This is a genomic window from Coralloluteibacterium stylophorae, assembly GCF_018122625.2.
GTDB classification, from domain to species: domain Bacteria; phylum Pseudomonadota; class Gammaproteobacteria; order Xanthomonadales; family Xanthomonadaceae; genus Coralloluteibacterium; species Coralloluteibacterium stylophorae.
This window is the reverse complement of sequence record NZ_JAGQFT020000001.1, coordinates 110,298-131,250: the sequence shown is the minus strand read 5'-3', so window position 1 is coordinate 131,250 and position 20,953 is coordinate 110,298. Positions and strand designations below refer to the sequence as shown.

The following is a 20,953-nucleotide window of genomic DNA, read 5'->3' as shown; positions in this document are numbered from 1 at the left end:
GCGGCCGGTGCCCTCAGCGCTTCTGGTCCTTGACCGGGCCGGCGGCGTCGTAGTCGTGCAGCGCGCCGCCGCGCATGTTCTCGCGCACGTCCTGGTCGGAGGCCTCGCGTTCGCCGTGCGGCGGCGAGGTGCCCTCGGCGCTGTCGTGCTGCCCGTAGACCTTGTCGGTGCCGCGGGTGTCGCCGTTCTCGTTGAGCGGGCGTCCGCCGTGGGTGCCCGGGCCGGTGCGCTGCACCGCCTCCCGGTCGGCCGGGTCGCCGCCCAGGCCGGCGGCCGGCGTGGAGCCGAGCTCGCGCGCGGCCTCCTGGTCGTCGGCGTCGGCAGCACGGCCGAAACGGTCGAGGTCGCGGTCGTCGTTGGCGACGTCGGTGTCGTCGCGCTGGCGCAGCGGCGCGGCGTGGGTGTCGTGCGGGTCGTTCCTGCGATCGGCGGCCATGGCGTTCTCCGGATGACGAAACTGACGCCGCAAGCCTGCGTCGGACGCCGTCGACGGGCCGCGAACCGCGCACCCGCCCGTTCAGGCCGCGGCCGGCGGGCGTACCCGGAACGCGAGGCTGATCCGCGGTGCGCGTACGGCGGGATCCTTGGGGATGCCGTGGTCGCAGTGCAGCTGGGTGCGCCAGCTCATCAGCAGCAGGCTGCCGGCGGCGAGATCCATGTGCAGGCTGCCGCCCGGCGGGCGTCGCCGACGGATCACCATGCGCCGCGTCTCGCCGAGCGACAGCAGCGCGATCGGCTGGCGCGGGACGAGTTCGTCGAGGGTGTCGTTGTGCGGCGCCACGCTGTCGCGGCCGTCGCGGTACAGATTGATGCCGACATGGGTGAACGGCGCCGAGGCGTGCGCGGCGACCGCGTCGCGCGCCGCGGCGACCGTGGCCGGCAGCGCCGGATCGGCCAGCGCGAAGCCCGCCAGCAGCCGCGGCACGTCGACCTCGCGCCCGTACATGTCGCGCCGCTGCGCGCGCCAGTCGAGCCCGTGCAGCAGCGCCTCGAACCACGCCGTCGCGGTCTCCGCCGCGACGAGCGCGGGCACGTGCAGCACGCGGCCGTCGGCGTCGTCCATCAGCAGTTCCGGGCCGGGGTCGAACAGCAGGGGCTGGCTCATCCCGGGATCCTGCGCCCGTCCCGATGCAGGCGGTGAGACTGCCGCGCCCGGGCGCTCAGCCGGTGCGCAGCGGCCAGTCGCCGACGACGCGGTACTCCGACGCCGCCCCGAGCACGCTGTGGATCAGCACGAAGCGGTCGACCCGCCAGACCAGGGGCGGGATCGGCAGGTCCTCGAGGCGGCGCTGCGCGTCGCGGGCGATGGTGATGTGCGGCACCAGGCGCCTCGGTTCGTACAGGCGTACGCCGGCGCGCAGCAGCGCCTCGCCGAGCGCGCCGTGCAGCGCGCCCAGTGCCGGCGGCGTCCGCGCGCATCCCAGCCACCACGGCACGCTGCGGTTGCCGAAGCTGCCGGCGCGGTCGATGGCGAGGTCGAAGGCGCCGATGTCCAGCGCGGCGACGGCCTCCGAGGCGCGCGCCAGCACCGGTTCGTCCAGCGCCGGACGGTCGCCCAGGAAATGCAGCGTCATGTGGTAGCGGTGCGCGCCGACCCAGCGCGCGCGGTCGCGGTTCTGTGCGCGCAGCGCCGCGGCGCGCTCGGCCAGCGCGGCGCGGACCGCCTCGTCCGGCCACAGCGCGAAGAACAGGCGGTGCGTGTCGCCGGTCGCTGCGGGCGGTTCGAAGCCGGCGAGGCTGCCCTGCGCCGGTGCGCTCATGCCGGCCTCTCCAGCGCCTCCCAGCGCGCGTAGGCGGCGTCGAGGTCGGCCTGCAGCGCTGCGACCTCCGCCGAATGCGCGGCGATGGCCGCGCCGTCGCGCTGGTAGAAGGCCGGCTCGTTCATCTGCGCGGTGAGCTCCGCCATGCGCGCCTCAAGCGCCTCGATCCGCGCCGGCAGGGCCTCCAGCTCGCGTGCGTCCTTGTAGCTGAGCTTGCGCGCTGCGGGCGCGGGCGCGGCGGCGGGCGGGGCGGCCGGCTCCGCCCGCGTCGCGGCGGGCGGCCCGGGATCCGCCGCCGGACGCTGCCGCAGCCAGTCGCTGTAGCCGCCGACGTACTCGCCGACGCGTCCGCCGCCCTCCATCACCAGGGTCGAGGTCACCACGTTGTCGAGGAAGTCGCGGTCGTGGCTGACCAGCAGCAGCGTGCCCGGATACTCGCCGAGGAGTTCCTCGAGCAGCTCCAGAGTCTCGACATCGAGGTCGTTGGTCGGCTCGTCCATCACCAGCAGGTTGGACGGCTGCGCGAACAGCTTGGCCAGCAGCAGGCGGTTGCGCTCGCCGCCGGACAGGCGGGTGATCGGCGCGCGCGCGCGTTCGGGGGTGAACAGGAAGTCCTGCAGGTAGCCGAGCACGTGCTTGCGGCGGCCGCCGACCTCGACGAATTCCCTGCCCTCGGACACGTTGTCCAGCGCGTTCCAGTCCTCGCGCAGGGTCGCGCGGTACTGGTCGAAGTAGGCGATCTGCAGGTTGCTGCCCTGGACGATCTCGCCCGCCAGCGGCGCGAGGTCGCCCAGCAGGCCCTTGAGCAGGGTGGTCTTGCCGCTGCCGTTGGGGCCGATCAGGCCGATGCGATCGCCGCGCATGATCTTCGCGGTGAAGTCGCGGACCAGGATGCGCTCGCCGAAGCCGAGCGTGACCTCCTTCGCCTCGACCACCTTCTTGCCCGAGGCCTCGCCCTGCGCCAGGTCCATGCGCACGTTGCCGGTCTGCTCGCGGCGCGCGCGGCGCTCCACCCGCATCGCCTCGAGCCGGCGCACGCGGCCCTCGTCGCGGGTCCGCCGCGCCTTGATGCCCTGGCGGATCCACACCTCCTCCTGCGCCAGCAGCTTGTCGAAGCGCGCGTTCTCCTGCGCCTCGGCATTGAGCCGCTCCTCGCGCCGGCGCTGGTAGTTGGCCCAGTCGCCGGGCCAGCTGGTGAGCCGGCCGCGGTCGATCTCGACGATCCGCGTGGCCAGCGCACGCAGGAAGCGGCGGTCGTGGGTGATGAAGACCAGGCTGCCCTGCCAGCCCTTGAGGAAGCCCTCGAGCCAGTCGATCGCCTCGATGTCGAGGTGGTTGGTGGGCTCGTCGAGCAGCAGCACGTCCGGCGCCGAGACCAGGGCGCGGGCCAGCAGCACACGGCGCTTCATCCCGCCCGACAGCCGCGCGAAGACGGCCTCGCCGTCGAGCCCGAGCCGTTCCAGGGTCTCGGCGACGCGGCGGTCGGCGTCCCAGCCCCCGGCGGCATCCAGCCTGGCCTGCACCGCGGTCATGGCCTCGGCGTCGAACTCCGCGGCGTGGCTGATGCGGTGGAAGTCGGCGAGCCAGGTGCCGAGTTCGCCGAGGCCCTCGGCGACCACGTCGAACACCGAGCCCGAGGCACCGGCAGGCACCTCCTGCTCCAGGCGGGCGATGCGCACGCCGCCGGCGACGCGGACCTCGCCATCGTCGGGCTTCAGTTCGCCGGCGACCAGGCGCATCAGGGTGGACTTGCCGGCGCCGTTGCGGCCGATCAGGGCGATGCGCTCGCCGGCCTCCACGGTCAGGGACACGTGCTCCAGCAGGAGCGGACCGCCGATGCTGAAATCGACGTCGAGCAGGGAAAGCAGGGACATGCGCGGATTCTACCGGCCGCCGCGCGCCGGCGGCCGACGCGGCGGCGAATCGCCTGGCTCAGGCCGCGCTTGCGGTCCGGCCGCGACGCAGCGGCGCGAGCGCGGCGGCGTCGATCTCCGGCAGCGCCTCCAGCGCCGGGCGCCCGAACCAGTAGCCCTGGAACAGGCGCACACCGAGGTCGTGCAGGGTCACCAGCTCGCCCTCGGTCTCGACGCCCTCGGCCACCACCCGCGAGCCGATCCCGCGCGCGGTCACCAGCACGCCCTCGACGATCGCGCGACGCACCGGGTCGCCGTCGATGCCGCGGACCAGGCCCATGTCCAGCTTCAGCAGCTGCGGCTGGCATTCGGCCAGCAGCCCGAGGCCGGAGAAGCCGGCGCCGAAGTCGTCGATGGCCATGGTGAAGCCGCGCCGCTGGTAGTCGCGCAGGATCGCCAGGGTGTGGTCGAGGTCGCGGATGCGCTCCTGCTCGGTCAGCTCGAACACGATGCGCGACACCGGCAGGCCATAGCGGTCGGCGGCGGCGAGGGTGATGCGGATGCAGGTGGCCGGGTCGTAGACCGCGTTCGGCATCAGGTTGATCGACAGCCGCGTCGCGATCCCGAGGCGGGTGGCGGTGCGGATCGCGGCGACGCGGCAGGTCTGGTCGAAGCCGTAGCGCTGCGCGTCCGCGACCGCCGCCAGCACCTCGCCGGCCGGTTCGCCCGCCGGGCCGCGCACCAGCGCCTCGTAGGCGTAGACCGAGCCGTCCTCGGCGTCGACGATCGGCTGGAACGCCATCCGCACCTCGTGCCGGTAGCGCTCGGCGGCGCGGCAACGGCGACAGCCGAGCTCCTCCGGCACGTCGGCCAGGAATTCGTCGAGAAGCGGGGTCTGCAGCATGGGGATCCTTGCGGTGGAACGGGCGCCGGTGCCGGCGCAGCCTGTTCGTCATCGGCCGCCGGGTGCCGATCTTGACCGATGCGACGCGTCCGCGCGGCGCCATCCGGCGTCCCGGGCATGCGACCGCGGCCCGGGTCCGCGGCGGCGGCGCCCTCACCGCCGCCATGGCCCGCCCGAAAGCTGCGATCATGGCGCATGCTCTCCTTCGCAGACCTCGCGCTCTCGCCGGCGCTGCGCCGCGGCGTCGACGCCGCCGGCTTCACCACACCCACGCCGATCCAGGCCGGCACGCTGCCGGCGATCCTCGACGGCCGCGACCTGATCGCGCAGGCGCCGACCGGCAGCGGCAAGACCGCCGCCTTCGGCCTCGGCCTGCTGCAGCGGCTCGACCCCGCCCTGGTCCGGGTGCAGGCGCTGGTGCTGTGCCCGACCCGCGAACTCGCCGACCAGGTCGCGAAGGAGATCCGGCGCCTGGCCACCGGCATCCCCAACGTCAAGCTGACGCTGCTGACCGGCGGCGTCGCGCTCGGCCCGCAGCTGGCCTCGCTCGAACACGCGCCGCACGTCGTGGTCGGCACGCCAGGGCGCGTGCAGGAGCTGCTGCGCAAGGACGCGCTCGTCCTCGACGGCGTGCGCACCCTGGTCCTCGACGAGGCCGACCGCATGCTCGACATGGGCTTCGAGGCCGCCATCCGCGACATCGTCCGGCGCCTGCCGCGCGACCGCCAGGGCCTGCTGTTCTCGGCGACCTGGCCCGAGGCCATCCGCGGGATGGCGGCGGCCACGCTGCGCGACCCGGTCGAGGTCAGCGCCGAGGGCGTGGTCGACGCGCCGGAGGTCGAGCAGCGCTTCCACGAGGTCGACCTCGCGCTGAAGCCGGCCGCGCTCGCGGGCCTGCTGCTGGAGCATCGCCCCGAGTCGACGGTGGTCTTCTGCAACACCAAGCGCGACGTCGACGACGTCGCCGCGGCGCTCGCGCGCGCCGGCTTCGCCTCGGCGGCGCTGCACGGCGACCTCGAGCAGCGCGACCGTGACGAGGTACTGGTGCGCTTCGCCAACCGCAGCCTGTCGGTGCTGGTCGCCAGCGACGTCGCCGCGCGCGGCCTGGACGTCAAGGAGCTGGCCTGCGTCGTCAACTACGAGCTGCCGAGCGACCCGGACGTCTACGTGCACCGCATCGGCCGCACCGCACGCGCCGGCCGCTCCGGCCTGGTGCTGAACCTGGTCACGCCGCGCGAGATCCAGCGCGCGCATGCGCTGGAGGAGCGCCAGGGCGCGCCGCTGCACTGGGTCCGGGCCACGCCCGCCGGCGCCGCACCGCGCGACGTGCCGCGCGCGCCGATGGCGACGCTGCGCATCGACGCCGGCCGCACCGACAAGCTCCGCCCCGGCGACGTCCTCGGCGCGCTGACCGGCGCGGCGGGCCTCAAGGGCGAGGCCATCGGCAAGATCGACATCTTCCCCACCCGTTCCTATGTCGCCGTGCACCGCGGCAAGGCCGACGCCGCCGCGGCCGCGCTCGGCGCCGACGGCATCAAGGGCCGCCGCTTCCGCATCCGCCGCATCTGACCCGACGCGCCACACCGCCGCCGTAGGAGCGGCTTCAGCCGCGACCCGCGCTGGTCACCCGAGCACCCGCCGTCCGGGCTGAAGCCCCTCCCACAGAAGCCGCTCTCACAGCCAGCCGGACCTCGACGTGACCGATCCCGACGACAGCGCCGTCCTCGCCGCCACCCGCACCTGGCTGGAGCGCGCGGTGATCGGCCTCAACCTCTGCCCGTTCGCACGCGCGCCGCTGGTGCGCGGACGCCTGCGGATGGCGGTGAGCCGGGCGACGGACGAGGACGCCCTGCTCGGCGACCTCGATGCGGAGCTCGCACTGCTGCGCGACGCCGATCCGGAGCGGGTCGAGACCACCCTGCTGATCCACCCTTGCGTGCTGCGCGACTTCGAGGCCTACAACGCCTTCCTCGACATCGCCGACCTGGCGGTGCGCATGCAGGGGCTGGAGGGCGTGGTGCAGGTCGCGAGTTTCCACCCCGACTACCGCTTCGCCGACGCCGCGCCGGACGCGATCGAGAACCACAGCAACCGCTCGCCGCACCCGATCCTGCACCTGCTGCGCGAGTCCTCGGTCGACGCCGCGGTCGCCGCCGTGCCCGACACCGACGCGATCTACGAACGCAACATCCAGACCCTGCGCCGGCTGGGCCACGCCGGCTGGGACGCGCTCTGGGACGGGCCCGCCGACGACGGCAGATGACGCCGCTGCGCGGCTTTGGCAGGATGCGCGGCCCTGCCGGCGGTCCGCCATGCGCCTCAACAAACACATCGCCGAGACCGGCTTCTGCTCGCGCCGCGAGGCCGATCGCCTGATCGCCGCCCGGCGGGTCACGGTCAACGGCCGCCCCGGCGGGATCGGCACCGAGGTCGCCGAGGGCGACGAGGTGCTCCTCGACGGCCGCCCGCTGCCGCTGCGCGAGACGCGCTCGGGGCGACGCCACGTCTACATCGCGCTGAACAAGCCGGTCGGCATCACCTGCACGACCGAGTCCGCGGTCAAGGGCAACATCGTCGACTTCGTCGGCCACGAACGGCGCATCTTCCCGATCGGCCGCCTCGACAAGGACTCCGAGGGGCTGATCCTGATGACCAGCAACGGCGACATCGTCAACGAGATCCTGCGCGCCGAGAACCGGCACGAGAAGGAGTACCTGGTCGCGGTCAACAGGCCGGTGACGCCGGAGTTCCTCACCGGCATGGCGCGCGGCGTGCGCATCCACGACCAGACCACCCTGCCCTGCCGCACCGCACGCCTCGCCAAGTTCGGCTTCCGCATCGTGCTGACCCAGGGGCTGAACCGGCAGATCCGGCTGATGGCAGCGGCCTTCGGCTACCGCGTGACCCAGCTGCGCCGCGTACGCATCGACAACATCCGCCTCGGCGTGCTCAAGCCCGGGCAGTGGCGCAACCTCACCGACCCCGAACTGCGGGCGTTGATTCCCGGTCGCTCGGACTGGTGACGGACGGCGCCCCGCGGCCGGCCCCGTCGCGCGCGGCGGCCGCGAGCCAGGCGTCCAGGTAGAGGACCCGCTCGTCCGCCGGCATCCGCGCGATCGCCTCGGCTGCGGCCCGGAACGCGCTCCAGTCGCGCCCGCCGTGTTCGAACAGGGCGGCGAACGCGGGCACCCAGCGGTCGTAGATGCCGAACGGCGCCAGGGTGGCGTTGTTGAGCCCCTCCGCAAGCCACGCCTCCAGCGCCGGCTGCGGCGCCGAGCTCGCGTGGCGCTGCTGCGCGGCGAACGTCGCGAACGCCTCGCGCTTGCGTGCGCGCATGGCCTCGGTCCGCAGCGGCTGACGGTACAGCGCCCGGAGCCGCGCGCGCAGCGCGAGCACGTCGGCGACGAAGGCGGAACGTGCAGCGCGCACCGCGGGATCGGGCGCCGGCTCGCCACGCGCCGCGCGCCACTCGGCCAGGCCCTGGCGGCCGACGAAGCTGGCGAGCGATTCGTTGAAGCCGGCGTCGTCGCGCACGTAGAGCCACTGGTGCGCGAGCTCGTGGAACAGGGTCTCGATCAGCGCGTCCTGGTCGTCGGCGAGCATGCTGCTGAGCACCGGATCGTCGAACCAGCCGAGCGTGGAGTACGCGGGCACGCCGCCGATCCAGGTCTCCAGTCCCTGCGCCTCGAGCCGGCGTGCGGCGGCGCGCGCACGTCCGCGATCGAAGTAGCCGCGATACGGCACGCAGCCCGCCAGCGGGAAGCACTGCGGCACCGGCTCCACCGAGAACTCCGGCGCCGCGTACACCGCCCAGCTCACGAACGGCCGGTCCAGCGCGACGTAGCCGGTGTAGCTGGCGTTGTCCGGCAGCCCGAGATGCGCGACCGCGAAGCGGCGCGCGGCGAGCACTTCGGCGAGCCGCAGGCGCAGCCCGGGATCGGTCCCGGGCGCGGCGAGCACGCGCTCGATCGGCGTGCGCGCACGGAGCAGGGCCAGCTGCCCGCGGGCGAGATGTCCGTAGTAGCCGAGGGTGCTGCAGCCGCCCAGCGCCAGCAGCCCGATGCACAGCGCGATGCGCGCGGCCGCGGCCGCCATCAGCCCTCGCGCCGCGCGCCCAGCAGGACGAGCAGCGCCTCGGCCGGCATCGGCTTGCCGTAGTACCAGCCCTGGGCGAGCGCGCCGGGCCTGGCCTTGGCGAGGAACTCGGCCTGCGCGAAGGTCTCCACGCCCTCGACCACCAGCCGCGTATCGAGGGTGTCGATCATCGCCAGGATCTGCGGCACGATCGATGCGGTCAGCGCGTCCGAGCCGAGCAGGTGGGTGAATGCGCGGTCGAGCTTGACCGCGTCGAAGTGCAGCCGCGACAGGTAGGAGAGGCTGGAGTAGCCGGTGCCGAAATCGTCGAGATAGATGCGGTGCCCGCGCGCACGCAATGCGGTGATCGTGGCGAGCATGTTGGCGTGGTCCGCGGTCGAGCGTTCGGTCAGCTCGAAGGCGAGTGCCTCCGCCGGCACGCCCGCCACGTCCAGCTGCCGCTGCAGCCAGTCGGGAAAGGTCTCGTCGAGGAAGTCGGCGGCGGCGACGTTGATGCCGACGTGCAGGTCGCCCGTACGCAGCCGCGCGCCCAGTTCGGCCAGGCTGCGGCGCACCACCAGGCGGGTCAGTTCGCCGACGAAGCCGTGCTGCTCGGCGAGCGGCACGAACACGTCCGGCGGCACCGGCCCTTCGTCCGACTCCCACCGTGCCAGCGCCTCGACGCCGACGATCCTGCCGTCCGTGACGTCGACCAGCGGCTGGTAGACCACGTCGATGTCGCCGCGCCGGATCGCCTGGCGCAGCTGCGCCTCCGGCGCGCGGCGGCGACGCAGCCAGGGCACCAGTGCGAGCGCGAAGGCGGCGCCGAGCATGCCGCCGCCCGCCGCCCACGCCAGCCGCACGCCCTGCCCCTGCCCGATCAGCGACGGCGCGGCCGCGGCCGCGGCCACGCACAGCGCGCCGGGCGGCGGGCAGCGGACCTCGTAGAGCATCCCGTTGCGCGAGACGTGGCGACGGTCGAGCACGGTGTCGACGTCGAGGCCGAGGTCGCGGCCGTCGCCCAGCACCATGCGCCGCCGCGCACGGTCGACGATGAGCAGGCTGTAGTCCATGCCTGCGCGGTCCAGCGCACGCACCACGTTGGGATTGATCACCGCGCCGACGTCGCCGATCCGCAGCACCAGCGCGGGCTCGTCGCCCGGCACCAGCGTGGTGGTGCCGACGCTGACCGCCCGCCGCCCCGGGGTGACCAGGTCCGGCGCCGGCATCGGCACCGGCGTGGGGAGCCTTCCGAGCGCGGCGGAGCACACCAGCGCATCGTCGCGGATGCGCCCGACGTCCCGCACCAGCGCGGCGCCGAACAGCAGCGTGCGCATGTGCTGGAGATCCTCGGCGGAACAGGCCTCGCCCGGCGAAGCGGCCACCTCGCGCACCAGCGTCTCGCTCTCGGCGGCGATGCGGCGGCCGAAGACCAGCAGCGTCCCGGCATAGTCGGCAAGGGCTTCGCGGGCGGCTCCGGCGGCCGCGGCGTGGACGAAGAGGACGGTGAGCGCCGCGCCGAAGGCGAAGCCCGCGGCGGCGAGCAGCGCGATCATGTGCTTCGACGTTGCCGATGCGCGACCCGTCATCGTCCTCTTCCGGCCCCGCGGATGAGGCCCCCCTGGTGCCGGATGCTACGCCCCGCCCCGGCAGGCACGCGAGCGGCCGCCGTCCGAGGCGTGAAGCGCGTCTCAGGCGCCCGCGATCTGGATCAGGATCTTGCCGATGTGCGTGCTCGATTCCATGAGCGCATGCGCCTCGTCCGCGCGATGCATCGGATAGGTCGCATGCAGCGGCGGACGGTAGCGTCCCTCGGCGAGCAGCGGCCAGACGTGCTCGAGCAGGGCGGCGGCGATGCCGGCCTTGGCCTCCACGCTCTGCGGGCGCAGCGTCGAGCCGGTCAGGGTCAGGCGCCGGGTCATGATGCGGGCGAGGTCGATCTCCGCCTCGCGGCCTTCCATCGTCGCGATCTGCACCAGCCGGCCCTCGAGCGCCAGCGCGTCCAGGTTCCTGGCCGTGTAGGCGGCGCCGACCATGTCGAGGACGACGTCGACGCCGCGGCCGTCGGTGAGACGGCGCACGGCAGGTTCGAAATCCTCGTCGCGGTAGACGATGGCGTGGTCGGCGCCGAGGCGCAGGCAGGCGGCCGCCTTCTCGCCATTGCCGACGGTGGCGTAGACGGTCGCGCCGAAGGCGCTGGCGAGCTGGATCGCGGTGGTGCCGATCCCGCTGGAGCCGCCGTGCACGAGCAGGGTCTCGCCGGCGCGCAGGCGGCCGCGCTCGAACACGTTGTGCCAGACGGTGAAGGCGTTCTCCGGCACCGCGGCGGCCTCGTCCATGCCGACTCCGTCCGGTACCGGCAGGCAGTGCGCCGCGGGCACCGCGCAGAACTCGGCGTAGCCGCCACCCGGGGTGAGCGCGCAGACGCGGTCGCCCACCGTCCAGCGGTCGACGCCCTCGCCGAGGGCGACCACGGTGCCCGAGATCTCCAGGCCCAGCACCGGCGACGCGCCCGGCGGCGGCGGATACAGGCCCTTGCGCTGCTGCACGTCGGGGCGGTTGACGCCGGCGTAGGCCACCTCGACCAGCACCTCGCCCGCGCGCACCGCGGGCCGCGGCATCTCGGCGATCTGCAGGACGTCGGGATCGCCGCCCTTGCCGTGGGTGATGTAGCGCATGTGCTCTCCTCGAAGATTCGCTTCAGCCGCGCGCCGGCGCGCGGCGTCCCAGCAGGGCCCGGAAGGGTGCCAGCAGCAGCACGGCGATGCCCAGCTTGACCGCGAGATCGCCTGCCGCCCAGCTCGGCCAGGGCAGCGCCGAGCCGGCGAAGGCGATGCTCCAGAACAGCGCGGTGTCGAGCACCGACCCGGCCGCGCTCGAGACCAGCGGCGCGCGCCACCAGCGCCCGGCCCGCAGCCGGTCGAACACGCGGATGTCGAGGAGCTGCGCGGCGATGAAGGCGGTGCACGAGGCCAGCGCGATACGCGGCGTCGCCACCCAGACCGACAGCAGCACCGCGAGCGCGAAGCCGGCCCAGGCGACCCTGCGTGCGGCATCCGGGCCGAAGCGACGGTTGACCACGTCGGTGACCAGGAACGCCGCCGGATAGGTGAAGGCGCCCCAGGTCAGCCAGTCGTTGATCGGGAACTGCACCAGCACGTTGGACGCCAGCACGATGGCGCCCATCGCCAGCACGCCCAGGGCCTGCCTCGCGCGCACCGCCCGCATCAGCGCAGCGTCCCCAGCCATCGCGGACGCACGCGCGCCTGCGCCGCCTGCTCGAAGGCGTGGCCCAGCGCCAGCAGGCGCGCCTCGCTCCATGCCGCGCCGACGAAGGACAGCCCGACCGGCAACCCGCGCACCGCACCCATCGGCACGGTCAGGTGCGGATAGCCGGCGATCGCCGCCGGGTTGCCGATGCCGCCACCGACGTAGCGGTCCTTCAGCACCGGGTCGGTGGGCCAGGCCGGACCCATGGTCGGTGCGACGAGCGCGACGAGGTCGTGCCCGGCCAGCAGCCGGTCGATGCCGCCCGCGGCGATGCGGCGTGCGGCATCGCGATGCGCGAGATAGTCCGGATCGTCGAGGCCCGTCGTCGCCACCGCCTCCTCGAACAGCGACTGCCCGAACGGCGCCAGCTCGACCTCCGCATAAGCGCGGTTGAAGGCGATCACGTCGGCCAGCGACCGCGTCGCCACGCGCTGCGGATCGGTCGAGGCGAGATAGGCGTCGAGCGTGGCCTTGAGCTCGCTCAGCAGGATCGGAAGCTGGTGCGCGTCGAGCGCCGCCTCCTCCGGGAACGCCTCGACCTCGACCAGCACCGCGCCCTGCCCGCGCAGCGTGTCCAGCGCGCGCTCGAACACCGCGTCGGTCGCGGCGTGGAAGCCGGCGGCGCTGCGCAGCACGCCGAGCCGCGCACCGGCGAGCGCATCGGGATCGAGCGCGGCGGCGTAGTCGGTGCGCCGCGCATCGGCCTCGGCGGTGGCCGGATCGGCCGGATCCGAACCCGCCAGCGCGGTGAGCAGCAGCGCGGCGTCGGCGACGCTGCGGGTCATCGGCCCGGCGGTGTCCTGGCTGCTGCTGATCGGCACGATGTGGGTGCGCGGGACCAGGCCCACCGTCGGCTTCAGCCCGACGATGCCGGCGACCGCCGCCGGACAGGTGATCGAGCCGTTCGTCTCGGTGCCCAGCGCGAAGGGCGCGAAGCCCGCCGCCACCGCCGCGCCCGAGCCCGAGGACGAGCCGCAGGGATTGCGGTCGAGCACGTGCGGATTGCGCGTCTGCCCGCCCGTCGCGCTCCAGCCGCTGATCGAGTCGGCGTCGCGGATGTTGGCCCACTCCGAGAGATTGGTCTTGCCGAGGATCACCATGCCCGCGGCGCGCAGCCGCGCCACGACCGGCGCGTCGCGGCCGGCGAGGTTGTCGGCCAGCGCCAGCGATCCGGCGGTGGTCGGCATCGGGTCGCGGCTCTCGATGTTGTCCTTGACCAGCAGCGGCAGGCCGTCGAGCGGACCGCGCGCAGCGCCGGCGGCGCGGCGGGCATCGCTGGCGCGCGCCTGTTCCCGCGCATCGGGATTGGTCGCGATCACCGCGTCGATGCGCGGGTCGAGACGCTCGATGCGTTCCAGTGCGAGGGCGGTGACCCGGTCGGCCCCGGTCGCGCCCGCCTCGAGCCGCTGCGCCAGCGCCGTGCCGTCGAGGGCGAGCGGATCGGCCGGGGCCGCGGCGGCGAGCGGCGCGACGAGCAGGACGAGCGTCGCGAAGGCGGTTCGGATCATGGCGTGCTCCGGCGGGTGGCGAAGCGGAAGGACGATGCGCATCCGCCGGCCGCTCCGCAAGCGCCGCGGCGTCAGGAGCTGCAGGACAGCTGCGAGCAGCCCGCCCTGGTCCGCGCCCAGTCCGGCCGCCGGGCCGCGAACGCCTCCCTTCCCGGCTGCTCGTCGTAGGGGCGGCGCATGACCTCGAGCAGCTCGTGGATGCCGCCCGCGTCGCCCTCGGCGGCGCGGTCGATCGCCTGCTGCGCGAGGTAGTTGCGCAGCACGTAGCGCGGATTCGCCAGGCGCATGCGCTCGCGACGGGCCGCAGCATCGAGCGGATCCTCGCGCAGGCGCGCGGCGTAGCGGTCGAGCCACTCGCGCAGCGCCGGCTCGTGCTTCGCACGCTTGTCGGCGTCGTAGAAGGCGGTTTCCATCGGCGCCAGCGCGGGCGCGTCCGCGTCGAGATCGATCAGGCCGCGGAACCACAGCGTCATGTCGATCTCCGCCGCCTGCATCAGCGCCTGCAGGTCCTTCATCAGCACGCCGTCTGCCTCGCGGAACTCCGCCAGCCCGAGCTTGCGCGCCACGCTGTCGCGCTCGGCCTCGCCGAAGCGCTCGACGTAGCGGTCGAGCCCGGCGTAGAGCGGGTCGTGGCCGGGGAACACCGTCGCCAGCGCGTTGGCGAGCTGGTGCAGGTTCCAGAACGCGATGTTCGGCTGCTGCCCGAAGCGGTAGCGGCGCCGCCCGGCGTCGGTGGTGTTGGGCGTCCAGTCCGGGTCGTAGTCGTCGATCCAGCCGTAGGGGCCGTAGTCGATGGTCTGGCCGAGGATGGACATGTTGTCGGTGTTCATCACGCCGTGGACGAAGCCCACCCGCATCCAGCCGTCGACCATCACCGCGGTGCGCTCGCACACCTCGACGAACCAGTCGCCCCAGCGCGTCTCGTCGGCGAAGCCCAGGTGCGGGAAGTCGCGGCGGATGCAGAACTCGATCAGCGTGCGCAGGAGATCGCCGTCGCCGCGCGAGGCGGGCAGCTCGAAGCTGCCGAAGCGGAGGAACGAGGGCGCGACCCGGCACACGATGGCGCCGGGCTCGGGCTCCGGGCGGCCGTCGTAGAACATGTCGCGGATCACCGTGTCGCCGGTGGCCACCAGGCTCAGCGCGCGCGTGGTCGGGATGCCGAGATGGTGCATCGCCTCGCTGCACAGGAACTCGCGCACCGAGGAGCGCAGCACCGCGCGGCCGTCGGCGGTGCGCGAATACGGCGTCGGTCCCGCGCCCTTGAGCTGCAGTTCCCAGCGCCTGCCGTCGCGACCGAGCGCCTCGCCGAGGCCGATGGCGCGGCCGTCGCCGAGCTGGCCGGCCCAGTTCCCGAACTGGTGCCCGCCGTAGTTCGCGGCGAAGGGCTGCATGCCCGCCGCCAGCGCGTTGCCGCCGAAGATCTCGGCGAAGTGCGGCGAGGCGATGTCGGCATCGGTCAGGCCCAGGGCCTCGGCCATCTCGCGCGAATGCGCGACCAGGCGCGGCGCCGCCACCGGCGTCGGCGCCACCGCCGACCAGGCGGCGCCGTGCACCTGCCGGCGCTGCGGTCCGCGCTCGGGATCGCCCGGCAGCTCGCGGATGAAGGCGTTGTCGAAGGTGAGGTCCAGCATCGGGATGCCCTGTCTGCACGGCCCACCGAGATTGCCCCGCAGTGCGTGCAGTTCAAGGCACGACAGCCGAGGGCCGCGCCGCCGGGATCTTCCGTGGGAGGGGCTTCAGCCCGGACGGCGGTCCGCGTGTCGGCGGTCGCGGCTGAAGCCGCTCCCACACCGAGGGCGCCCGCGGCGGGGACCGTCGACGTGCGGTCGCGGCTGAAGCCGCTCCTACAGGTCGGGTGGCTGGCCCGCGACGCGCTCGACCAGCTCGCGCAGCCGCGCGACTTCGGCCTCCAGCGCCTCGACGCGTGCGTCCAGGGCGCCGCGCGCAGGACCGGACGCGGGAGCGGCCGCGCGCACGGCCTCCACTTCGACGGGGCCGGCGAGCAGGTGCATCCAGCGGTCCTCGCGCTGCCCGGCGCCGCGGCCGACGTTCACCACCAGCGCCGGCTCGCGCGCGGCCAGGCGTTCGAGGCAGTGGCGGGCCTCGTCGAGATCGGACAGCTTCGCGAGCCGCTCGCCGCGTGCGAACAGTTCCGACGCGGTCTGCGCACCGCGCAGCATCAGCACCGCGAGCAGGGCCTGCTGCGCGCGCGTGAGCGAGTAGCCGTCCGCGAAGCGATGCTCCCAGCGCTGCGCACGCGCCCCGTGCACGCCGCGCGCGAGCCCGCGCGTCTCCAGCGAGCGCAACGCATGGCCGACCTCGCCCACGCCCAGTTCCAGCACCGGCTCGCGGTTGCTCTTCTGGTTGCAGGCCAGCTGCACCGCGTTCTCGGTCAGCGGATAGGTCTCGGGCGTGGTCGCCTCCTTCTCCACCAGGCACGCCAGTACGCGCACCTCGCTGCCGCTCAGCACGGCGCTCTCGCTCGCTTCGGCCTCGCTCATGCGCGCGGCTCCTCGCTCGGGTCGGCCGACCATGATGCCCGAACACTGTGACCCGCCGGTGGCGCCCTCGCGCGCTTGCATGCGGCGCGGACGGCTCCACATGCTCGGACATGGCCATGATTCCCTTCTCCGTCCTCGATCTCGCGCCCATCGTCGAAGGTGGCACCGCGAGCGATTCCTTCCGCAACACGCTGGATCTCGCGCAGCACGCCGAGCGCTGGGGGTTCCGCCGCTACTGGCTCGCCGAGCACCACAACATCCCCGGCATCGCCAGCGCCGCCACCGCCGTGGTGATCGCCCACGTCGCCGCCGGCACTTCGACCATCCGCGTCGGCGCCGGCGGCGTGATGCTGCCCAACCACGCGCCGCTGGTGATCGCCGAGCAGTTCGGCACGCTGGCCGCCCTGCACCCGGGACGGATCGACCTCGGCCTCGGCCGCGCGCCGGGCAGCGACCGTCGCACCGCGCACGCCCTGCGCCGCGACCTCGACAGCAGCGCCGAGCAGTTCCCGCAGGACGTGGTGGAGCTGCGCAACTACTTCCGCGAAGCCGTGCCCGGCGGCATCAATGCGGTGCCGGGCGCGGGGCTGGAGGTGCCGATGTGGATCCTCGGGTCCAGCCTGTTCGGCGCCCAGCTCGCTGCGGCGCTGGGCCTGCCCTATGCCTTCGCCTCGCATTTCGCGCCGGACGCGCTCGACCAGGCGCTGGCGGTGTACCGCGCCCGCTACCAGCCGTCGGAGCAGTGGCCGGAGCCCTACGCGATGGCCTGCGTGAACGTCGCCGCGGCCGACAGCGACGCCGAGGCCCGTCGCGTCTTCACCTCGATGCAGCAGTCCTTCGTCAACCTGCGCCGCAACGTGCCGGGCCTGCTGCCACCGCCGGTAGAGCCCGAGGCGCTGGACTGGACGCCGCTGGAACGCCAGGGCGTGGAGCATGCGCTGGCCGAGTCCTTCGTCGGCACCGTCGACACCGTGACCGCGGGCCTGCGCCGCTTCCTCGAGCGCACGCGCGTGGACGAGCTGATGGTCAACGGCCAGATCTTCGATCACGCGGCGCGGCTGCGGTCCTTCGAACTGACCGCGCAGGTGCGCGAGCGCCTGGCGGCGTGAGCCGCGGAAGATCCGGCTGACCTGCGGGACCGGTCGCGGCTGAAGCGGCTCCTATACGGAGCTCGCGTTCGCCCAGACGATGCGCTCGCCGATGCGCACCGTGCGGAAGGCCTCGTCGGCGAGGCTGGCCGCGCGACGGGCATCGGCGAGCAGGCGCGGCGGCTCGTCGAGCGCATCGTCGGCCAGCTCGAAGGTGCCCCAGTGGATGCCGATGCTGCGCCGCGCGCCGACCGCGCGGTGCAGGCGCACCGCCTCGGCCGGATCGATGTGCTGGCCGCGCATGAACCAGCGCGGCGAATACGCGCCGATCGGGATCGCGGCGAGGTCGAAGGGTCCGAGCCGCGCGATCTCGCCCAGGCGCTCGCTCCAGCCGGTGTCGCCGGCGAAGTAGAAGGCGAACGCCGCGCGGCGCACGGTCCAGCCGCACCACAGCGAGCGGTTCGTGTCCCACGGCGTCCGCGCGCTCCAGTGGCGCGCCGGCGCGCAGTCGAAGCGAAGGCCGTGGACTTCGGTCGCGTCCCACCAGTCGAGTTCGTGCACGCTGCGCGCGCCGCGCCGGCGCAGCCAGTCGCCCAGGCCCAGCGGAACCAGGAACGCCGCGTCGGGAAAACGCCGCACCAGGCGCCGGATGCTGTCGTAGTCGAGATGGTCGTAGTGGTTGTGCGAGAGCAGGACCGCGTCGATCGGCGGCAGCGTCGCCACCGTCGCCGCCGGCGGCGTCCGCCGCTGCGGGCCTGCGAAGCGCAGCGGCGAGGCGCGCCCGGACAGTATCGGATCGGTGAGCACCGTGCGCTCGCCGACCCGCAGCAGCACGCTGGCATGCCCCAGCCACCACGCCGCGTCCTCGCCGCCGCCGAAGTCGGCCTGCCCGCACCAGGCGCTACGGAACGCGTCGTAGCCCCCGGCGGGCGGCTTCGGCAGGCCCTGCTCGCGGCGTTCGCGGCGCCAGCGCCGGAGATCGCCGCTGCCGCGCGTGTCGGGGTCCGGATTGCGGAAGCCCTGCGGCGTGTGGTGCGGCTTGTGCGGGTCGTAGTGCGGGTTGCGCCAGGCCATGCGGGTTCCTTCGGGACGATGCGCAGGGTGTCGGCGGCGGCGTCAGCGGGACGTCAGGCGGCGTCGGCTCTCGAAGCTGCGCGGGCGCCCGTCGAGCGGGTCGACGAAGGCCAGCCGCCGGGCCAGCAGGGCCAGCGGGGCGTCGAAGTCGTCGTCGGCGTGCACGCCCAGCTCCGGATACAGGCGATCACCCGCGATCGGCGCACCGAGCGCCGCCATGTGCACGCGGAGCTGGTGCTTGCGGCCCGAGACGGGCTCGAGCGCGTAGCGCCACACGTCGTCCTCGCGCGCCAGCACGTCGATGCGCGTGTGCGCATTCGCGGTGCCCGGCTCCTCGCACATGCGGAAGAACGGCTCGCCCGGCATCAGCCGTGAGCGACGCTCGCACGGGAACGCCAGCCCCGGCAGCGCCGGCGCGAGCGCCTCGTACTGCTTGCGGATGCGGCGTTCGCGGAACAGCGCCTGGTAGGCCGCGCGGCTGTCGCGCGAGGCGGAGAACAGCACCAGTCCCGCGGTCTCGCGGTCGATGCGGTGCAGCGGGACCAGGTCGGCGTTGCCCAGGCGCCGCGTCAGCCGTGCCAGCAGCGTCTCGCGGACGAAGCGGCCGGCCGGCACCACCGGCAGGAAGTGCGGCTTGTCGACCACCACCAGGTGGCGGTCGACGTGCAGGACCTCGGCCTCGAACGGGATCGGCGGCTCGTGCTCGACCTCGCGGAAGTAGTGCACGCGCAGGCCGGCGCTGTGCGCCGCATCCTCGGCGAGCGCCCGGCCCTCGGCGTCGAGCACGCGGCCGCGCCGCATCCGCGCGCGCCAGGTCTCGCGGTCGATGCGCGGGAAGCGCGCGGCCAGGCAGTCGAGCACGGTCGTCCACGGCCCGGGCGGCAGATCGAGGGTGCTGCGGGCGTCTGGCTCGGGCGACTGCATCGCGACGATGGTAGAGCCTTGGCCGGCAACCATGGGCGCAATGCCCGTGACGTCTGGCCCATGAGCCGCCCCCGTCGGCCTGCGACGCTCGGACGCTTTGCCAGGGGATCCACCATGACCCGCCACCTGCTCGCCCTCGCCCTTGCCGCCGCCCTCGCCGGCTGTGGCGCGGACCACGACGCCGCCACGCCCGCCGACGGAAAGGGGGCCGCCGCGACCGCTGCCGGCACCACCGCCGATACCGGCGACGCCGCCGCGCGCCTGCAGACGCTCTACGCGGAGTTCTGGGAGGAGTCGCTCGCCCTGCACCCGCTGCAGGCGACCTTCGTCGGCGACGACCGCTACAACGACCGTCTTCCCGACACCGCCAGCGCCGAGTTCCGCGAGAAGGAGCACGCCTTCCTGACGAAGTGGCTGGAGCGCGCCCGCGCCATCGACAGCAGCGGGCTCGAGGGCCAGGACCGCCTGTCCTACGACATCTTCGTCGAGGAGCTGCAGGACGAACTCGAGGGCGAGCGCTTCCCCGGCTGGCAGCAGCCGCTCAACCAGTTCTACAGCTTCCCCAGCACCTTCGCGATGCTGGGCTCGGGCACCGGTGCGCAGCCGTTCGAAACGGTCGCCGACTACGACGCCTGGCTGTCGCGCGCGGGGCAGCTGCCGGCGCTGTTCGACTCCTCGATCGCCAACATGCGCGAGGGCATGGCCAGCGGCGTGGTGCAGCCGAAGGTGCTGATGGAGAAGACGCTCGACCAGCTCGACGGCCTGATCAAGGACGATCCCACCGAGACCCTGTTCTGGCGCCCGATCGCGGAGATGCCGGAATCGTTCTCCGACGCCGACCGCGAGCGTCTCACCGAGGCCTACCGCAGCCTCGTCGCCGACCGGCTCATGCCCGCCTACCGCGAGCTGCGCGCCTTTGTCGCCGACGAGTACCTGCCCGCCGCGCGCGACAGCGTCGGCCTCGACGCCCTGCCGCAGGGCGCAGAGTGGTACGCGCACAACGTGCGCACCATCACCACCACCGACCTCACGCCCGCGCAGATCCACGACATCGGCCTGGCCGAGGTCGAGCGCATCCACGGCGAGATGCGCGAAGTGATGCGGCAGGTCGGCTTCGAAGGTTCGCTGCAGGACTTCTTCGCCCACGTCACCAGCGATCCGGAGTTCACCTACCCGAGCGAGGACGCGCTGCTGGCCGACTACCGGCAGTTCGAGGACGAGGTGAACCGCGCGGTGCCGCAGCTGTTCTCGCTGACGCCCGAGGCCGGCTTCGAGATCCGGCCGGTGGAGGCCTTCCGCGCGAAGTCCGCCGCCGGCGGCTCCTACATGCGCCCGAGCGAGGACGGCAGCCGCCCGGGCATCTTCTACGTCAACACCTACGACCTGCCCTCGCGCAAGACCTGGGACCGCGACTCCCTGTTCCTGCACGAGGCGATCCCGGGCCACCACTTCCAGATCGCGCTGCAGCAGGAGCTCGACCTGCCGGCGTTCCGCCGCTTCGGCGGGCAGACCGCCTTCATCGAGGGCTGGGGCCTTTACGCCGAGTCGCTGGGCAAGGAACTGGGCGTCTACGACGATCCCTACCACTACTTCGGCCGGCTGCAGGCGGAACTCTGGCGCGCGATCCGCCTGGTCGTCGACACCGGCCTGCACAGCAAGGGCTGGAGCCGCGACCAGGTCATCGCCTACATGAAGGAGAACTCGGCCACCACCGACACCGAGGCGGTGTCGGAGACCGAGCGCTACATGGCGATCCCCGGCCAGGCGCTGGCCTACAAGATCGGCGAGCTCAAGATCAGGGAACTGCGCACCCGCGCCGAGGCCGAACTCGGCGACGCCTTCGACATCCGCGCCTTCCACGCCGAGGTGCTGAAGGACGGCTCGGTGCCGCTGGACGTGCTCGAGGCCAAGATCGGCCGCTGGATCGAGGCGCAGCGCGACGCCGCCGCCTGATCGCCGGCGCCGGTGCGCGGCATGCGCTCCGCACCGGCGCCTGA

The 20,953-nt window shown here is 73.6% G+C and carries 19 protein-coding genes; 5 read left to right on the top strand and 14 right to left on the bottom strand.

What is annotated here, in order from left to right; all coding sequences use genetic code 11:
- Positions 1 to 13: 13 nt before the first annotated feature.
- The 5 genes from KB893_RS00545 to KB893_RS00525 form a co-directional block, all read right to left on the bottom strand.
- The gene (locus KB893_RS00545) at positions 14 to 436 is read right to left on the bottom strand and encodes a hypothetical protein (RefSeq protein WP_211926373.1); all 423 of its coding nucleotides are present in this window, start codon (positions 434 to 436) and stop codon (positions 14 to 16) included.
- Positions 437 to 517: 81 nt separating this feature from the next.
- Positions 518 to 1,105 (bottom strand): alpha-ketoglutarate-dependent dioxygenase AlkB, encoded by a 588-nt coding sequence (locus KB893_RS00540; protein WP_211926374.1) that lies wholly within the window; start codon positions 1,103 to 1,105, stop codon positions 518 to 520.
- Positions 1,106 to 1,160: 55 nt separating this feature from the next.
- Positions 1,161 to 1,760 (bottom strand): RNA 2',3'-cyclic phosphodiesterase, encoded by a 600-nt coding sequence (gene thpR, locus KB893_RS00535; protein WP_211926375.1) that lies wholly within the window; start codon positions 1,758 to 1,760, stop codon positions 1,161 to 1,163.
- Positions 1,757 to 3,634: an ATP-binding cassette domain-containing protein gene (locus KB893_RS00530; RefSeq protein ID WP_211926376.1), complete on the bottom strand. Its 1,878-nt coding sequence runs from the start codon at positions 3,632 to 3,634 to the stop codon at positions 1,757 to 1,759. The genes thpR and KB893_RS00530 overlap by 4 nt, the downstream gene beginning before the upstream one ends.
- Positions 3,635 to 3,692: 58 nt before the next feature.
- Positions 3,693 to 4,517, bottom strand: coding sequence for an EAL domain-containing protein (locus KB893_RS00525; protein ID WP_377730620.1), 825 nt, complete (start codon positions 4,515 to 4,517; stop codon positions 3,693 to 3,695).
- 195 nt (positions 4,518 to 4,712) lie between these two features.
- Between KB893_RS00525 and dbpA the strand changes: the two genes are divergently transcribed.
- The 3 genes from dbpA (at position 4,713) to KB893_RS00510 (ending at position 7,540) form a co-directional block, all read left to right on the top strand.
- Positions 4,713 to 6,086: an ATP-dependent RNA helicase DbpA gene (gene dbpA / locus KB893_RS00520; protein ID WP_211926377.1), complete on the top strand. Its 1,374-nt coding sequence runs from the start codon at positions 4,713 to 4,715 to the stop codon at positions 6,084 to 6,086.
- Between the two features lie 127 nt (positions 6,087 to 6,213).
- Positions 6,214 to 6,780 (top strand): DUF1415 domain-containing protein, encoded by a 567-nt coding sequence (locus KB893_RS00515; protein ID WP_211926378.1) that lies wholly within the window; start codon positions 6,214 to 6,216, stop codon positions 6,778 to 6,780.
- 49 nt (positions 6,781 to 6,829) lie between these two features.
- Entirely contained in the window at positions 6,830 to 7,540 is a 711-nt protein-coding gene (locus tag KB893_RS00510) for a pseudouridine synthase (RefSeq protein WP_211926379.1), read from the top strand.
- Here KB893_RS00510 and KB893_RS00505 read toward each other — a convergent pair.
- From KB893_RS00505 to KB893_RS00475, 7 genes are all read right to left on the bottom strand, one after another.
- The gene (locus KB893_RS00505) at positions 7,491 to 8,612 is read right to left on the bottom strand and encodes an aminopeptidase (protein ID WP_246505147.1); all 1,122 of its coding nucleotides are present in this window, start codon (positions 8,610 to 8,612) and stop codon (positions 7,491 to 7,493) included. The two genes, KB893_RS00510 and KB893_RS00505, sit on opposite strands and share 50 nt — an antisense overlap.
- Positions 8,612 to 10,180: an EAL domain-containing protein gene (locus KB893_RS00500; protein WP_211926380.1), complete on the bottom strand. Its 1,569-nt coding sequence runs from the start codon at positions 10,178 to 10,180 to the stop codon at positions 8,612 to 8,614. The genes KB893_RS00505 and KB893_RS00500 overlap by 1 nt, the downstream gene beginning before the upstream one ends.
- Before the next feature lie 102 nt (positions 10,181 to 10,282).
- Positions 10,283 to 11,269: an NAD(P)H-quinone oxidoreductase gene (locus tag KB893_RS00495; RefSeq protein WP_211926381.1), complete on the bottom strand. Its 987-nt coding sequence runs from the start codon at positions 11,267 to 11,269 to the stop codon at positions 10,283 to 10,285.
- Positions 11,270 to 11,291: 22 nt separating this feature from the next.
- Positions 11,292 to 11,840 (bottom strand): queuosine precursor transporter, encoded by a 549-nt coding sequence (locus KB893_RS00490; protein WP_213173299.1) that lies wholly within the window; start codon positions 11,838 to 11,840, stop codon positions 11,292 to 11,294.
- Positions 11,819 to 13,369 (bottom strand): amidase, encoded by a 1,551-nt coding sequence (locus KB893_RS00485; protein ID WP_213173298.1) that lies wholly within the window; start codon positions 13,367 to 13,369, stop codon positions 11,819 to 11,821. Before KB893_RS00485 ends, KB893_RS00490 begins: the two co-directional genes overlap by 22 nt.
- A gap of 71 nt (positions 13,370 to 13,440) precedes the next feature.
- Entirely contained in the window at positions 13,441 to 15,000 is a 1,560-nt protein-coding gene (locus KB893_RS00480) for a protein adenylyltransferase SelO (RefSeq protein WP_211926382.1), read from the bottom strand.
- Between the two features lie 213 nt (positions 15,001 to 15,213).
- Entirely contained in the window at positions 15,214 to 15,870 is a 657-nt protein-coding gene (locus tag KB893_RS00475) for a YceH family protein (protein WP_213173297.1), read from the bottom strand.
- A gap of 116 nt (positions 15,871 to 15,986) precedes the next feature.
- Here KB893_RS00475 and KB893_RS00470 point away from each other — a divergent pair, with 116 nt between their 5' ends.
- A complete protein-coding gene (locus KB893_RS00470; RefSeq protein ID WP_213173296.1) occupies positions 15,987 to 16,979 on the top strand; it encodes an LLM class flavin-dependent oxidoreductase in 993 nt (330 codons plus the stop codon).
- A gap of 51 nt (positions 16,980 to 17,030) precedes the next feature.
- On the opposite strand, the gene KB893_RS00465 is transcribed toward KB893_RS00470, so the two are convergent.
- Positions 17,031 to 18,032, bottom strand: a complete 1,002-nt coding sequence (locus KB893_RS00465; RefSeq protein WP_213173295.1) for an MBL fold metallo-hydrolase — start codon at positions 18,030 to 18,032, stop codon at positions 17,031 to 17,033.
- A 42-nt stretch (positions 18,033 to 18,074) separates the two neighbouring features.
- Positions 18,075 to 18,956: a pseudouridine synthase gene (locus tag KB893_RS00460; protein WP_211928044.1), complete on the bottom strand. Its 882-nt coding sequence runs from the start codon at positions 18,954 to 18,956 to the stop codon at positions 18,075 to 18,077.
- 114 nt (positions 18,957 to 19,070) lie between these two features.
- Here KB893_RS00460 and KB893_RS00455 point away from each other — a divergent pair, with 114 nt between their 5' ends.
- A complete protein-coding gene (locus KB893_RS00455) occupies positions 19,071 to 20,909 on the top strand; it encodes a DUF885 domain-containing protein (RefSeq protein WP_211928041.1) in 1,839 nt (612 codons plus the stop codon).
- Positions 20,910 to 20,953 lie beyond the last annotated feature (44 nt).

What these genes read in the sequence shown, in the direction of transcription:
- KB893_RS00470 (WP_213173296.1), top strand. Translation starts at nt 15,987, where the DNA reads ATGATTCCCTTCTCCGTCCTCGATCTCGCGCCCATCGTCGAAGGTGGC.
- thpR (WP_211926375.1), bottom strand. Translation starts at nt 1,760, where the DNA reads ATGAGCGCACCGGCGCAGGGCAGCCTCGCCGGCTTCGAACCGCCCGCA.
- KB893_RS00485 (WP_213173298.1), bottom strand. Translation starts at nt 13,369, where the DNA reads ATGATCCGAACCGCCTTCGCGACGCTCGTCCTGCTCGTCGCGCCGCTC.
- KB893_RS00495 (WP_211926381.1), bottom strand. Translation starts at nt 11,269, where the DNA reads ATGCGCTACATCACCCACGGCAAGGGCGGCGATCCCGACGTCCTGCAG.
- KB893_RS00525 (WP_377730620.1), bottom strand. Translation starts at nt 4,517, where the DNA reads ATGCTGCAGACCCCGCTTCTCGACGAATTCCTGGCCGACGTGCCGGAG.
- KB893_RS00500 (WP_211926380.1), bottom strand. Translation starts at nt 10,180, where the DNA reads ATGACGGGTCGCGCATCGGCAACGTCGAAGCACATGATCGCGCTGCTC.
- KB893_RS00545 (WP_211926373.1), bottom strand. Translation starts at nt 436, where the DNA reads ATGGCCGCCGATCGCAGGAACGACCCGCACGACACCCACGCCGCGCCG.
- KB893_RS00530 (WP_211926376.1), bottom strand. Translation starts at nt 3,634, where the DNA reads ATGTCCCTGCTTTCCCTGCTCGACGTCGATTTCAGCATCGGCGGTCCG.
- KB893_RS00460 (WP_211928044.1), bottom strand. Translation starts at nt 18,956, where the DNA reads ATGCAGTCGCCCGAGCCAGACGCCCGCAGCACCCTCGATCTGCCGCCC.
- KB893_RS00480 (WP_211926382.1), bottom strand. Translation starts at nt 15,000, where the DNA reads ATGCTGGACCTCACCTTCGACAACGCCTTCATCCGCGAGCTGCCGGGC.
- KB893_RS00465 (WP_213173295.1), bottom strand. Translation starts at nt 18,032, where the DNA reads ATGGCCTGGCGCAACCCGCACTACGACCCGCACAAGCCGCACCACACG.
- KB893_RS00455 (WP_211928041.1), top strand. Translation starts at nt 19,071, where the DNA reads ATGACCCGCCACCTGCTCGCCCTCGCCCTTGCCGCCGCCCTCGCCGGC.
- KB893_RS00475 (WP_213173297.1), bottom strand. Translation starts at nt 15,870, where the DNA reads ATGAGCGAGGCCGAAGCGAGCGAGAGCGCCGTGCTGAGCGGCAGCGAG.
- KB893_RS00540 (WP_211926374.1), bottom strand. Translation starts at nt 1,105, where the DNA reads ATGAGCCAGCCCCTGCTGTTCGACCCCGGCCCGGAACTGCTGATGGAC.
- dbpA (WP_211926377.1), top strand. Translation starts at nt 4,713, where the DNA reads ATGCTCTCCTTCGCAGACCTCGCGCTCTCGCCGGCGCTGCGCCGCGGC.
- KB893_RS00505 (WP_246505147.1), bottom strand. Translation starts at nt 8,612, where the DNA reads ATGGCGGCCGCGGCCGCGCGCATCGCGCTGTGCATCGGGCTGCTGGCG.
- KB893_RS00490 (WP_213173299.1), bottom strand. Translation starts at nt 11,840, where the DNA reads ATGGCTGGGGACGCTGCGCTGATGCGGGCGGTGCGCGCGAGGCAGGCC.
- KB893_RS00510 (WP_211926379.1), top strand. Translation starts at nt 6,830, where the DNA reads ATGCGCCTCAACAAACACATCGCCGAGACCGGCTTCTGCTCGCGCCGC.